The organism is Actinoplanes ianthinogenes, assembly GCF_018324205.1.
Classification (GTDB): Bacteria; Actinomycetota; Actinomycetes; order Mycobacteriales; family Micromonosporaceae; genus Actinoplanes; species Actinoplanes ianthinogenes.
The window spans coordinates 7,369,160-7,382,827 of the sequence record NZ_AP023356.1 but is presented as its reverse complement, the minus strand read 5'-3'; the positions used below and the strand labels follow the sequence as shown (position 1 = coordinate 7,382,827).

Annotated in this window: 10 protein-coding genes and 1 pseudogene; 5 read left to right on the top strand and 6 right to left on the bottom strand. The window is 68.8% G+C overall.

Going from position 1 to position 13,668, the window contains the following annotated elements:
* Positions 1–82 precede the first annotated feature (82 nt).
* Both Aiant_RS33440 and Aiant_RS33435 read right to left on the bottom strand, forming a co-directional pair.
* Positions 83–943: pseudogene (locus Aiant_RS33440) on the bottom strand (NAD(P)-dependent oxidoreductase); the annotation flags it as partial.
* Between the two features lie 44 nt (positions 944–987).
* Positions 988–1,722 carry an SDR family NAD(P)-dependent oxidoreductase gene (locus tag Aiant_RS33435; RefSeq protein ID WP_229830601.1) on the bottom strand — a complete coding sequence of 245 codons (735 nt, stop codon included), beginning with the start codon at positions 1,720–1,722 and terminating at the stop codon, positions 988–990.
* A gap of 93 nt (positions 1,723–1,815) precedes the next feature.
* Between Aiant_RS33435 and Aiant_RS33430 the strand changes: the two genes are divergently transcribed.
* A complete protein-coding gene (locus Aiant_RS33430) occupies positions 1,816–2,787 on the top strand; it encodes an AraC family transcriptional regulator (RefSeq protein ID WP_229830598.1) in 972 nt (323 codons plus the stop codon).
* 430 nt (positions 2,788–3,217) lie between these two features.
* On the opposite strand, the gene Aiant_RS33425 is transcribed toward Aiant_RS33430, so the two are convergent.
* Positions 3,218–3,865: a peroxiredoxin-like family protein gene (locus tag Aiant_RS33425; protein ID WP_189332932.1), complete on the bottom strand. Its 648-nt coding sequence runs from the start codon at positions 3,863–3,865 to the stop codon at positions 3,218–3,220.
* A 119-nt stretch (positions 3,866–3,984) separates the two neighbouring features.
* Here Aiant_RS33425 and Aiant_RS33420 point away from each other — a divergent pair, with 119 nt between their 5' ends.
* A complete protein-coding gene (locus Aiant_RS33420; RefSeq protein WP_189332931.1) occupies positions 3,985–4,590 on the top strand; it encodes a TetR/AcrR family transcriptional regulator in 606 nt (201 codons plus the stop codon).
* Between the two features lie 225 nt (positions 4,591–4,815).
* On the opposite strand, the gene Aiant_RS33415 is transcribed toward Aiant_RS33420, so the two are convergent.
* Positions 4,816–5,466 (bottom strand): PilZ domain-containing protein, encoded by a 651-nt coding sequence (locus Aiant_RS33415; RefSeq protein WP_189332930.1) that lies wholly within the window; start codon positions 5,464–5,466, stop codon positions 4,816–4,818.
* Between the two features lie 233 nt (positions 5,467–5,699).
* Here Aiant_RS33415 and Aiant_RS33410 point away from each other — a divergent pair, with 233 nt between their 5' ends.
* Positions 5,700–7,466 (top strand): methyl-accepting chemotaxis protein, encoded by a 1,767-nt coding sequence (locus Aiant_RS33410; protein WP_229830596.1) that lies wholly within the window; start codon positions 5,700–5,702, stop codon positions 7,464–7,466.
* A gap of 35 nt (positions 7,467–7,501) precedes the next feature.
* On the opposite strand, the gene Aiant_RS33405 is transcribed toward Aiant_RS33410, so the two are convergent.
* Positions 7,502–8,263, bottom strand: a complete 762-nt coding sequence (locus tag Aiant_RS33405) for a cupredoxin domain-containing protein (RefSeq protein ID WP_189332929.1) — start codon at positions 8,261–8,263, stop codon at positions 7,502–7,504.
* Positions 8,264–8,479: 216 nt separating this feature from the next.
* On the opposite strand from Aiant_RS33405, the gene Aiant_RS33400 reads away from it, so the two are divergent.
* Positions 8,480–11,770, top strand: a complete 3,291-nt coding sequence (locus Aiant_RS33400) for a S8 family serine peptidase (protein WP_189333138.1) — start codon at positions 8,480–8,482, stop codon at positions 11,768–11,770.
* Between the two features lie 103 nt (positions 11,771–11,873).
* Here the strand turns inward: Aiant_RS33400 and Aiant_RS33395 are convergent, their stop codons facing one another.
* On the bottom strand, positions 11,874–12,806 hold the full coding sequence (locus Aiant_RS33395) for an ATP-binding protein (protein WP_189332928.1): 933 nt from the start codon (positions 12,804–12,806) through the stop codon (positions 11,874–11,876).
* Between the two features lie 145 nt (positions 12,807–12,951).
* On the opposite strand from Aiant_RS33395, the gene Aiant_RS33390 reads away from it, so the two are divergent.
* Positions 12,952–13,665, top strand: a complete 714-nt coding sequence (locus Aiant_RS33390; protein ID WP_189332927.1) for a flavodoxin family protein — start codon at positions 12,952–12,954, stop codon at positions 13,663–13,665.
* The last annotated feature ends 3 nt before the right edge of the window (positions 13,666–13,668 follow it).

Here is a 13,668-nt window from a genome sequence, read left to right as displayed (position 1 = left end):
ACTCCGCCGGGGTCTACGCCGCTCCGGTTCGGCTATCTCGTGTCTGGACGCATGCCGCTGTGTATCAGCAGACCGTAGTGCCCCGGAACAGCTGGACGACTCCCGTGATGTTGTCCGGGCCGTGTCCGCGGCTGATGGCCCGCTGGTAGGTGTCGGCGGCGGTACGGGTCAGGGGAACGGTGGCGCGACGGGCAGCGGCGTCTCCGACGGCATAGTGCAGGTCCTTGGCTACCAGCTCGATGGGGAACGCCGCGGGGAAGGTACGGCCGAGCATGGCGGTGGCGGCGGTGGCCGCGGCCGGGCTTGCCACTGGGGTGGCAGCGAGTACTTCGATGGCTCGGGTCACTTCCAGGTCGGTGTCGTGAACCGCGCCGATCAGCTCGGCGACGGTGGCGATCTGGACGGCGAACAAGGAGTTGACGAGTAACTTCATGCGTGAGCCGGTCCCGGCCGGTCCCATGTGGTGCACGGCACCGCCGAGGTGCCGCAGTACGGGCTCGACCCGGTGCGCGACTTCCGGCTGTCCGCCGATGAGGAAGATCAGGGTGCCGGCATCGGCTTGGTGACGTGACCCCAGCACCGGGGCGTCGAGGAAGTCGATCCCGTGCTGGCTGCATCGGCTGGCGAGTTCGGCCGCGAAGGCCGGGCTCACGGTGGAACAGTCGACTGCGGTTGCGCCTGGCGCCATCGCTGCCAGCGCGCCAGTGTCCGGGTCCAGCCAGACGGTGCGGCCGGCGTCGTCGTCGCGCAGCATGCTGATTACCAGGTCACGTTGCCGCACGGCTGCTGCTGGCGTTGACGCCACGGTGGCGCCCGCGTCGGCCAGGGGTCGAGTCGCCTCGGCGGTGCGGTTCCACACGGTGATGTCGTGTTCGCCCGTGGCGAGCAGTCGGCGGGCCATCCGCGCGCCCATCGCGCCGAGTCCGAGGACAGCGATCTTCATGGTGCTCCTTCGTCGAGTCATGCGGTGCTGGCGCGCAGCGATCATCAAGAACCCATGGCAGCCAACGCTGCGGTGAAGGCACGCGGGTCCCGGTTCCAGAGTTCGCCCATGTGCGCTGAGGTCGGGTCCGGGTAGATGTCTTCTTTGCCGGCGACGATGCCGTCGAGGATCGCGTCGGCGACGGCCCGCGGTGAGGCTTTCGGTACGTCCACGCCGGCCAGCATGTCGGTGTCGATACCGCCGGGGTAGACGCCGTGCACGGTGATCCCGGCGCGGGTCAGTTCCGTTCGCAGGGCGACGGTGAGCGAGTGCGCTGCGGCCTTCGACGCCGAGTAACCCGCCATCGCGGGTACCGGCGCGTACGCCAGCAGGGTCAGCACGTTGACCAGCGTGCCCTTGTTATGCCCGAGCACCGGGGTGAAGGCCCGGATCATGTCGTAGAGGCCGGTGAAGTTGACGGCGAACTCCCGCGCCAGCCCGTCGGGATCGGCGTCCAGGGCCGGGGCGAACGCCGCCGTTCCGGCGTTGTTGATCAGTAAGTCGGTGTCGGTGGCGATGGCGGCGAGATGCGCGATGGTGTCCTGGTCGGTGAGGTCGAGGGTGACAGGCGTGATCCGCTCGTCGTTTCGGACACCGTGCGGGTCACGGGCGGCGGCGTAGACGCGTACGGCGCCTCGTTCCAGCAGTGCGTCGACCAGGGCGGCGCCCAGACCGCGGCTGGCTCCGGTGACGGTGGCGGTGCTTCCGGTGATCTCCATGTCGGCAACTCTGCCGCTCATCGGTGACATTCTGAATGCCTCAGCCACTCAGCTGTTTGTCCCTCAGTCTCATCACACTCGATGGCTTGCCGTTCGCGGCCCTAAGCTGTGCGGGTGGATGTCCTTGGTGACGTACTGGCATCGGCGCGGGTCGACGCGAGCCTCATGGCGGTGTTCGACGCCCGCGGTCCCTGGGCCATCGAGCTGCCGGCCCGCCAGGGTGCCGCGTTCCACGCCGTGGTCGCCGGGACCTGCTGGTTCACCACCGGCGACGCGCCGGCACACCAGCTGGGCCCGGGTGACCTCGTGCTGCTGCCCGCCGGGGCGCGCCACCAGCTGTCCAGCGACCCGGGCCTGCCGACGCGCCGTTTCGACGAAGGCCTCAAGCGCAGCCTCATCCGGCCCGACGGCGAGCTCGTGCTCGACGGGCCGGGCGCACGGACCCGGATCCTGTGCGCGGGCTACCAGTACGCGACTGACGTCACCCATCCCGTACTGGGATTGTTGCCGCCGGTGCTGCACGTGGCCGCGGCCCACCCGGACAGCGGACCCTGGTTGCGGTCGATTCTGGACCTGCTGGCTCACGAGACCCGCAGTCGCGCCGCCACCGGCTCAGGCACCGCCGCGCTACGCCTGCTCGACCTGCTGCTGATCCACGTCGTCCGGGCGTGGCTCGACACCGAAGACGTCGCCATGGACGCGTCGTGGCTGAAGGGCCTGCGCGACCCACTCATCGCGCAGGTCTTGGGCGTGTTGCACGAGCGTCCCGGTGACGACTGGACCTTGGACACCCTCGCCGCGACGGTGAACGTCTCCCGCGCCACGCTCTCCCGGCGGTTCACCCACCACGTCGGTGAACCTCCACTGACGTATCTCACCCGATGGCGCCTCGACGTGGCCGCCCACAAGCTTCGCGACACCACGCTGCCGATCGCCGCCATCGCCCACGACGTCGGATACACCTCCGAATTCGCCTTCAACCGCGCCTTCGCCCGCACTCACGGCCAGCCGCCCGGCCGCTACCGCCGGCACGCCGCCACAAACAGGCAAGCGGAGAGTGTCCGCGGTTCCACCCCGGTGGCGTAGTCGCTGGTGACGAACGCTCATCGGATGATCCCGCCGCGGTCATCGACGTACGTCGAGGGTAGCGGCAGCGTCCGGGCGTGGCCGGCGTTCACACGCCGCAGATCGATGGTCGCAATCTGGGCGAGCTGGGCCCGCAGCGTGTCGCAGGCATACGTACGGTGACGGGCGCCGGAGCCAGGGCACACCCTGCCTGCGGCAGATCCGTGCATCGTCGACCCATCGCGGCTTGCATGAGCTGGTAAGCCCACCCCGGCCCGGCTCGAACGGGCTGCCTGCCTCTCCTGCGTTACCGCGGCCGGCCTCCCGGGGTGAGGAGGAGCGGCTAGGGCGGGGCCTCGACCATCATGGAACAGTCGAGCAATCACGGAAAGCCGTTTAGGCGCGCCGTGACGTTCCGGCGTGGACGGCGCACACCGCTTGAGCCGGCCTTTCAGGCGAGGCCGTCGAGCGCGTCCAGGATGTCCGCGGGCTCGGCCCTGGTGGTGTAGTCGCTGGCGACGAAGGACCATCGGATGATGCCGTCGCGGTCGATGACGTACGTGGCGGGCAGCGGCAGCGTCCGGGCGTGGCCGGCGTTCACGCGCTGCAGGTCGATGCCGAAACCTTCGTAGACGGCGGCCAGCTCGTCGGGCAGGTCGAAGGCCAGCCCGTACTGCTTCGCCGTGTCGGAGCCGATGTCGCTGAGCACTTCAAAGGCAAGCTCGTGTTTCTCGGCGAGCGAGAGCGACTCGTCGGGCACCTGCGGCGAGACAGCGACCAGACGCGCCCCGCGCGCGGTGATCTCGTCATGGCTCTGCTGGAGCGAGCGCAACGCGATGTTGCAGTACGGACACCATGAGCCCCGGTAGAAGGTGAGCACCACCGGGCCATCGACCAGCAGGGTGTCCAACGAGACGATCCGTCCGTCCGCCGACGGGAGGCTGAACCCGGGCGCCAGCTCACCCGCAGCCAACGCACGTTCGGCTTGGCCGGAGTCGGCAAGGTCCTTGGTGGCACGGTTCATGACCTCGCGGATGTCCGCGGGGATGTGCTCCTGTCGGCTGTCGTAGAAGGCGCGCAGTTCGGCATTGAGGCTCATGGAGCTCCTCCGAGAGAAGAAGTTGGACCGGTCGTTTCAAGATAGCCGTACAGGCATGTCATGGCCAGACACTCGCGGGAGTATCTTGGAACTTCCGTTACAAGATGACGAGGTGAGCCATGCCGGACATCAAGCACTTCGATCCGGATGCCACCCTGGACACGGTCGTGCGGCTCTTCTGGAAGCAGGGCGTCGCGTCGACCGGAATCCAGGACATCGTCAACGCGACCGGCCTCAACCGCTCCAGCCTGTATGCCACCTTCGGCGGCAAGCAGCAGCTCTACATGGCCGCTCTCGAACGGTACGTCAGCGACCGGTCACATCCGGTGCTCGGCCGCCTGGCGCAGGACGGGCGGGGATTGCCGGCTGTCGTCGACTTCTTCGCCAACCTCATCGACATGCGCTGCTCGGGTGAGTTCGCCCAGTGGGGCTGCATGATCTCCAACGCCCACGCGGGCACCGAGAACGGGGATGCCGACGTCCGGGCGGTGCTCGATCGACAGCATCGGCGCCTGCACGACGCGCTGCGCGCGGCGCTGACGACAGCCCAGAGCCAGGGCCAGCTCGCCGAGAACGCGGACCCTGAGACCGGGGCCCAGGTTCTGGCGCTGCTGGCCCACGGAGTGAACCTGCGTTCGCGGGCCGGAGCAGACGCCGCAGAGCTACGCCGGACTGTCGCCGCGGCCATCGAAGCGGTCACGGGGCAGGCCCGACGATCGGCCTGACCTTCCCGCGGAACACCGATGGGGGCGCCCCGGCAATGCCGGGACACCCCCATCGGGAGCGGGAACGTCAGCTTGCTCTTCGTATTCGAACAGCGCCGATACCCATACTGCGGCGGGCCACCCTGCTGCCGAAGGGTGGATGGTCGTACAGGTCGAGGACCCACCGCCTCTTGGCGGTGAAGTCGGGTCGTCGCGTCAAAAGCCTGCTCTGGCGAGGAACAAGACTCAGGCAGCGTCCCGGTGGAGGCGACGCTCGTGGACCTCCCAGTCCATGACATACCGGCGGATCGCCCGGGCCGCGCTCTCTTGCGGGTCGAATGTCACCACGACGTGGCGGCCCGGATCGCCGTGCGGGGCGTCCCGGACGGTCAGGATCGTGCCGCTCACCTCGATCGCACCCAAGGTGCCGAGCGCGACGGCGGCCCTGACGCGCTCACCGGCGGCCAGCGCCGCCGGCTCGTCGATCCAGCAGCGCAGGCCGCCTTCGCTGATGTCCAGGAGTGCGCCCTCGATCCCCCGGCCGTCCACCGTCAGCTGGACGGCAGCGCCACCGCCGCCGCGGACGAACTCGCGACGGTTGCTGTGGTGTGCAGCCCCGGCCGGGGTGAGGGTCCACCGGAACGGAGCCTCGTCGCCGACCGCCACCAGGCGGGCGGGGACCACGACCCGAGTACCCGGCGGCGCCCAGAACACGTCGAACTGCTGTCCGGGGGCTATGACGCAGGGGCCGGCAGTCTCGAGCGGCGCGGCGACCGTGAAATGGTTCACGTCGATCGACTCGAGGCGGGACCGGAAGTTCATCCCTTCGCCCAGGACGAGAAACATCGGCGTACCGACGGCGGGCAGCCCGACGGTGGCGGTGGCCGCAGCAAGCATGATGAAGACACCTCGCGAATAGGGTGGGAATCGGCTCGACCGCATCGTTCGGCAGGCAGCGCCCGGAGGTGAGGGTTTCGGTTGCGGTCAGGGAGTGGTTTGCCGCTCCGTCGGCGATCGGGCTACACGGTTGCCCGGGGCGGTCGAGGAACGAAAACAGGGAATCGGGTCGGCGGGGCCGTAACCCGCCAGCTTCCGGTGCCCGCGACCGCGGAACACTAACACCTGCCCGGTTGAGTGCGGCCGTTATCGCTGAAAGGGAGGTCCGCCGCAGCCGCTTTCGTACGCTGCGGCGGAAAGGATGGTTTGTCGTGCGGCGTACTGGGCTTTCGTTGAAGCAATCGACTCTGACCTGGGGCACAGCGGCGGTCCTGGCGGTGCTGGCGGCGTTGCTCGGCTATACCGCCCTGGCGACCGACCGGGCGATGTCCACGGAGCGTGCCGCCTACGAGCGGCAAACCCGGTACAAGCAGCTCGCCCTGGACCTCGGCGCCGCCTCCGACCTGCTGACCAATGAAGCCCGCATGTACGCGGTCACCGGCGAGAAACAGCACTTGGACACGTACTGGAACGAGATCAACCAGACCAAGACGCGGGACCGGGTCATCGCTGAGCTGAAGTCGCTCGGCATGCCGGCAGCCCTCTTCGACTTGCTCGCCACCGCGAAACAGAACTCTGACGCCCTGGTCAACACCGAGACGCGGGCGATGCGGCTGGTCCTGGAAGCGCAGGGCGTCGCCCCGGCCGCCATGCCCGCCCCGGTCGCCGCCTTCCATTTGAAAGCGTCCGACGCGGCACTGTCCGCACCGGCCAAGATGGCCCTCGCCGCGCGGATCATGTCCGACAACCAGTACGCCCACGACAAAGCCCTGATCACCACCCCGGTCGGCGACTTTCAGAGACAACTGCAGGCGAACGCGCAGCGTCAGGTCAGCGTGGCAGCCGCCGAGACGCACCGCCTCGTAACCATCCTCCTCGTGCTGATCGTGATCATGGTGTGCGGGATCATCGCCGTGCTGGGCCTCATCCATCGACTGATCGGCAGCACCATCGTGCGTTACGCCACCGCGCTGCGCGCCCGAGACCCGAAGAACCTCGACTTCACCCTCGCCGCGGGGGGCACCAATGAGCTGCGGGAACTGACCGACGGCTTCAACGCGCTGTTCGAGCAGATCCGCAGTCTGGTGCTGGCCGTCCGCGCCAGTGCCGACGAGTTGCGTGAAGCGGCGCAGCGCCTCACCGGGACCAGCGGTGACCTGCTCACCTCGAGCAGCACGGCAACCGATCGCACCGGCAACGTCTCCGCCGTTGCCGACGAAGTGTCACTCAACGTGGCGACCGTCTCGGCCGGCGTCGAGCAGATGACTGCGTCGATCAATGAGATCTCGCAGAACGCGGCCCAGGCCGCCGAGGTGGCGTCCTCCGCCGTGAACGTGGCCGAATCCACCCGGCGAACAGTCCACCGGCTCGGCGAGAGCTCCGCCGAGATCAGCGGTGTGGTCACGCTGATCAACGGGATCGCAGAGCAGACCAACCTGCTGGCCCTCAACGCCACCATCGAGGCAGCCCGCGCCGGCGAGGCCGGAAAAGGCTTCGCCGTCGTGGCCAGCGAGGTGAAAGACCTCGCCCAGGAGACCGCGCGCGCCACCGGCGACATCACCAGCCGGATGGACACCATCCAAGCCGACACCGCCGCCGTCGTCGCGGCGATCAGCGATATCAGCTCGATCATCGAACGGATCAGCGACTCGCAGACCACGATCGCCTCCGCGGTGGAGGAGCAGACCGCCACCACCGCGGAGATCAGCCGCAGCCTCGCCGAGGCGGCCGGCGGCTCCCAACTGATCGCCGGCAATACCGCCGACCTGCGAGCCGCAACCGAACAGACCCAGTCCGCCGCCGGCGTCACCCAGCACGCCTGCGACGACCTGGCCGTTCTCGCTGACAAGCTCCACGGTCTGGTCAGCGGCTACGAGGCGAGGGTGTCAACCAACGGCTGATCGAGGTCGCCGCCGCGGGCCAGCCCTGGCTGGAGTCATCCGCCGGTGACCGTGATCGTGGCCTTTGCCTGCGGGTGCTGAGTGCTGGCACAGACGTAGCGGCCCGGCCGATCGATGGCGAGAATCTGGGCTTCGCCCTTGTCCAGCCGCGCGTTGTCCCGGTTCCCGCCCGGATCGGGGGTGCACATGACCGTCTGCGCCGTTCCCGACTCGTTCACCACGGTGAAATTCTGGGTGGCTGCCACGGAGATCTTCGCCGGCCGAAACGACGATCGGCCGGTGATGGTCAGCGTGGCCTTGGGCGTACCGCACCCGCTCTCACCCGACACGCGCACGCGCAGATCCGCACGATGAGCCGCGTCCGCGCTCTGCACTGTGAAGGTCCCTGACCTGCTGAACTGGATGACCTGGCGCTCCTTCAGGTCGATCACGCTTGTGACGATCCGGGCGTCGGGCGTCGTGACCAAGGTATGCACTACACCGGACTTGTTCGTGACAGCGAGGAAGCCGCCGCGCCGGACAGTCACCTCGCGCGGGCTGAACGCGAAGGTGTCCTTGTTGCCGGAGTGTTCCTCGTCGATCGAGACCTTGGTCGCCTTCGTGCACTCCGGGTCGGTGTCACCGCGGTTCGCGGACGGCTCGCGCCGCGCGCCTGGTGATCCCGTTGCCGCCGTGACCCCCGACGGCTCAGCGCCAGGCGTCGTCGGTGCGCAGGCGGCCAAGGTCACCGCCGCCACCAGCGCCACCAGCGCCCGATGGGCCACCCCTCGACGGGCCGACAAGACGCTTCGATGCACGAACTCTCCCCTCCAAGCCGCCCACCGGCACAAAGCCCGCGGCAAGCAACGGCGCGAACTGCGCCGTCACGGACTAGCTACGGCCACCGCTGGCGCCGAGTTCACCGCACCGGAAGAGGATGAGCGAACACATGGTCATTTATGCACGTCACAGCCCGATCACGATTGAATCGACGCCAGTGACTGCGAAGTAACTCTATGGAGAAGATCCGCTGGATGCGCCCGCCACCCTTTGCGGGCGCCGACCCCGCGGAGGACCCACCCGTGAGACACCGCTTCACCCGGAGCCGGCGGCTGCTCGCCGCCGTCTCCGCAGTCGGTATCGCCGTTCTCGGCGCACCCACGCCGGCCCGAGCCGAACCGGCCGCTCCCGCGCCTGTCACCGAACCCGGCGACGGCCCCAAGACCGACGCCACCGGGCTCGGCGCGCACGACAGCGATCTGCTGAACCAGGCCGTGGCCAGCGGCAAGCCCAAGGTCACCGTCATCATCGCGACCGATGCCGGGCAGGCCGACGACGTGGCCGGACAGGTCGAGCAGCTCGGCGGAACCGTCGCCCGCCGCTTCGACAAGGTCGGATACGTCCTCGCACAGGTGCCGACCGGCAAGGTCGTCAAGACGGCGAAGCTGCCCGGTGTGGCCGCCATCGACCTCGACGAGACGATCAAGCTGCCCGACCCGGCCGCCGATCGCACCACGCGGGCCGCCGCCGCGCAGGCCGCCACCCTGCCCGGCCCCGGCGCGAGCACCCCGGCCGCCAACCCGTACATGCCGACCGCTGACATCGGCTCGGTGGAGTTCAAGCGCAAGCACCCCACCTGGGACGGCCGCGGCGTCACGATCGGCATCATGGACTCCGGAGTGGATCTGGAGAACCCGGCGCTGAAGACGACGTCGACCGGCGAACGCAAGATCGTCGACTGGGTCACCGCGACCGACCCGCTGCTGGAGAACGACCAGACCTGGCGGCCCATGCTCAGCGCACCGCCGAGCACCTACAAGCTCCCCGCCGGCACCTACCTGTTCAACACCTTCTCCGAAGCGATCACCAAGGGCAGCGACCCGGCGGGTGACGTCAACCGCGACGGTGACACCACCGACGTCTTCGGCATCCTCTACGACCCGGCCAGCCACGACATCCGGGTCGACACCAACCAGAACCTCGACTTCACCGACGACGCCGTGATGCGGCCGTACAAGGAGAAGTTCGACGTCGGCCACTTCGGCGTCGACAACCCGGCCACCCCGATCGCCGAGCGCATCCCGTTCGTCGTGGAATTCCGTGAGGACGTCGACCTGAGCCCGGCCGGTCTGGACCGGGTGGCCGACTTCGTCAACATCGGCATCCCGGAGAGCACCCACGGCACCCACGTGGCCGGCATCACCGCCGCCAACGACATGCTCGGCAACCCCAACTTCGACGGCCAGGCACCCGGCGCCAAGATCGTCTCCGCCCGTGCCTGCTCGTGGGGCGGTGGCTGCACCGCGGCCGCGCTGACCACCGGCATGGTCGACCTGGTCGTCAACCGCGGCGTCGACGTGGTCAACATGTCGATCGGCGGGCTGCCCGCGCTCAACGACGGCAACAACGCCCGCGCGGAACTCTACGACCGTCTGATCAACGACTACGGCGTGCAGATGTTCATCTCGGCCGGCAACTCCGGGCCGGGCGTGAACACCATCGGTGACCCGTCGGTCGCCGGCGACGTGGTCAGCGTGGCGGCCAGCGTCAGCAAGCAGACCTGGCTGGCGAACTACGGCTCCGTAGTGCGCAAGGACATGGCTCTGTTCCCGTTCTCGTCGCGCGGCCCGCGCGAGGACGGCGGGTTCAAACCCAACATCGCTGCTCCGGGCTCGGCCATCTCCACGGTCAACACCTGGATCAAGGAGCCGGACCTTGCCGAGGCGGGCTACACCCTGCCGATCGGGCTGGCCATGTTCAACGGCACCTCGATGGCCTCGCCCCAGGCCACCGGCGGCGCGGCCCTGCTGCTGTCGGCCGGTTTCGCCACTGACCGCGGGATCACCCCGGCGCAACTGCGCCGCGCGCTCTACACCTCCGCCGACCCGATCAAGAACGTCCCGGTCGTCGGCCAGGGCAACGGGCTGATGGACGTCAACGGCGCCTGGGCGCTGCTGTCGAAGAAGGTGGAGACCCGCCGTTACACCTCATCCGCCCCGGTCTGCTCGCCGTTCTCCGACGCGCTGGCCACCCCCGGACGCGGCACCGGCATCTACAACCGCTGTGCGGTCGGTGCCGGCGGTCAGGCTGCCGGCACCCGCCGGGTCTACAACGTCCAGATCACCCGTACGTCGGGGCCGGACCGTGCCATCAAGCACAAGCTGACCTGGGTGGGTGACAAGGCGTTCCGTTCGGCGAGCAGCGTTTCGCTGCCGTTGAACAAGGCCGTCACCATCCCGGTCACCGTGACCGCCCGGGACGGCCTCAACAGTGCGAGCCTGCGCGTCGACGACCCGGCGACCAGCACGGTCGACTTCGAGGTCATGAACGCGGTCGTCGCCCCCACGGCGGCGCGCCAGCCGTCGTACGCGGTCGACGTCGAAGGCACCGTCGAGCGCAACTCCACCACGTCGTACTTCGTCACCGTGCCGGACGGGGCGGCGGCGCTGCAGGTGAACCTGTCGGGCATCGCGACCGGATCGCAGACCCGCTGGATCGCGATCAACCCGTGGGGTGTCCCGGTCGACCCGACGTCCACGCCGAACTGCTACACCAACTACTCCGACCCGTCGGACAGTTCGCCGTGCAAGCCGTCCGAACGCTCGTACGCCAACCCGATCCCGGGTGTGTGGGAGCTCGAGGTCGAGTCCCGGCGTACCTCACCGGTGCTGAACAACCCGTTCCGGCTGACCGCACGGGTGCAGGGCGTCACCGTCGAGCCGGAGACCGTGCAGCTGCCGTCGATCACGGCGGGCCAGGCGGCGCCGGTGAGCTGGACCGTTACGAACCGGTTCGGGCCGGTCACGGTCGTTCCGCAGGGCGGCCCGCTGGGCAGTTCGGCCAGCTCCCGGCCGACCATCGCCAACGGAGCGTCACAGCAGTACCAGGTGGCGGTTCCCGCGGGTGCCGACCGGCTTGACGTATCCATCGGCAACGCGAGCGACCCGGGTGCGGACCTCGACCTCAAGGTCCTGCTCAACGGCGCCGTCGTCGCCTCCCAAGCGGACGGTGACTCCGAGGAGGCCGTGTCGATCGCCAAGCCGGCGGCCGGCACGTACACGGTCGTGGTCGACGGCTATGCCGTGCCCAGCGGCAGCACGGCCTACGACTACCTCGACGTCTACTACAGCGGATCTCTCGGCTCGCTCACCGTGCCGGCGAACCCGGTGACACTGGGCGCCGGCCAGTCCGCCACGGTGACCGGATCGATCACCGCCACCGCCGCACCGCAGAACGGCCGCAAGCTGTTCGGCCGGATGACCGTGGTCACCGACCAGGGCGCCATCATCGGACACGGCTCCGTCGAGATCGGCGCCGTCAGCTAGTTTCCCTCCCCTACGGACGGGCCCGCGGCATGCCGCGGGCCCGTCCCGCTATCCGCGGATACACCGGAACCGTTGATCGAAACGGCAGCGGACACCGCTGCGCTCAGACAGTCACCGGTTCCAGCTGATCGCTGACATCACCGTACGCATTCCGTACCCAATCCTTGCCTGCGGTCTTCAGGTGCAGGTCGCGCAGCAGCGCCCGTCGCCGTCGGGGATCGACCGGCCGGACGTGCTCGGCGACGCGCCGCAGCGGCGTCGCGTCGTCGAGGTCCGTGAGGCTCGGGCAGACACCCAGCTGCCGGGCCCGGCGCAGGCCGGCCTGTGCGGTCAGCACCGTGAGCGGCTCGGTCCCGAGCTCCCGCCGCAGGTAGTCCCGATCGATCTCGTCGGCCACCTTGTTGCCGACGAAAACCAGCAGGTCGGCAACTCCGGCCGCGGCCGCCAGCTCCCGGTAGCGGCGGGCCACCGTGACCGACTCCGGCGTCGGCTCGACGACCACCACGATGGCGTCGAACTGCGCGTGCAGGGAGTTGGCGAACGCATCGGTGCCGGCCACCATGTCGCAGACCACCCAGTCGCCATCGAGGGTCCGCAGGTGCGACAGCAGGTTCTCCAGGATCGCCAGGTGCCCGTGGTAGCAGCCGGCACCGATCTCCTCGGGCTCGTACGTGCCGACGTGCATCACGTGGGTGCGCTCGTCCAGAGCGACGGCGTGCGCGGCCAGCACCGGGTCGCCGGGGTCCAGGGTGACCGGCCGGGATCCGGGGCCCGGCGGCGTGGTCGCCACGAACCGCTGCACCCCGCCGATGAGCGTGTTGTCGCCGATCAGATGGCTCCGCAGGGCGGTGACGTTGTCCGGATGCGACAGGGCGCCGCGGCTGTGCGCGGTGACGCCGAGCAGGGGTGCGAGGTGCACGTTCACGTCGGCGTCGACCGCTAGGACGCGATGGCCGGCGGCCCGCAGGTGAGCCACGAACAGCGTGGCAACGGTGCTCTTCCCACTGCCACCCTTGCCAGTGAAAGCGATTTTCATTATCAATAAGCTAGTGAACGCGCGGAACCGCCGCAAGCGAAACGCCGGTTGTCACCTCTCGAAAGCCACTCACGAACTCTCCAGAAATCAGGTGTAACGCTCGGGGCACGACGCGGGACTACAAGACATCGACCAAGGAGGAGCGATGCCCGAGACCCGCTACGACGACCTGCGCGCCCTGTTCATCAACTGCACCCTGAAACGGTCTCCGGAGCTGACCCACACCGGCGGGCTGATCGACCTCTCCCGAACGATCATGGAGAAGAACGGCGTGCAGGTCGAGGTGATACGGGCCATCGACCACGACATCGCCACCGGCGTCTGGCCGGACATGACCGAGCACGGCTGGACCTCCGACGCCTGGCCGGCGCTGTACCACGACCACGTCCTGCCGGCCGACATCCTGGTCGTCGCCGGTCCCATCTGGCTCGGCGACAACTCGTCGATCACCAAGAAGGTCATCGAGCGGCTGTACGCCTGCTCGCACCTGCTCAACGACGCCGGCCAGTACGCCTACTACGGCCGGGTCGGCGGCTGCCTGATCACCGGCAACGAGGACGGCGTCAAACACTGCGCCCAGAACGTCCTCTACAGCCTGCAGCACCTGGGCTACACGATTCCACCGCAGGCCGACGCCGGCTGGATCGGCGAGGCCGGGCCCGGCCCGTCCTACCTCGACCCGGGCTCGGGCGGCCCGCTGAACGACTTCACCAACCGCAACACCACCTTCATGACCTGGAACCTGCTGCACGTGGCCCGGATGCTCAAGGACGCCGGCGGCATCCCGGCCCACGGCAACCAGCGCAGCGAGTGGGACGCCGGCTGCCGCTTCGACTTCCCCAACCCCGAATACCGCTGAAAC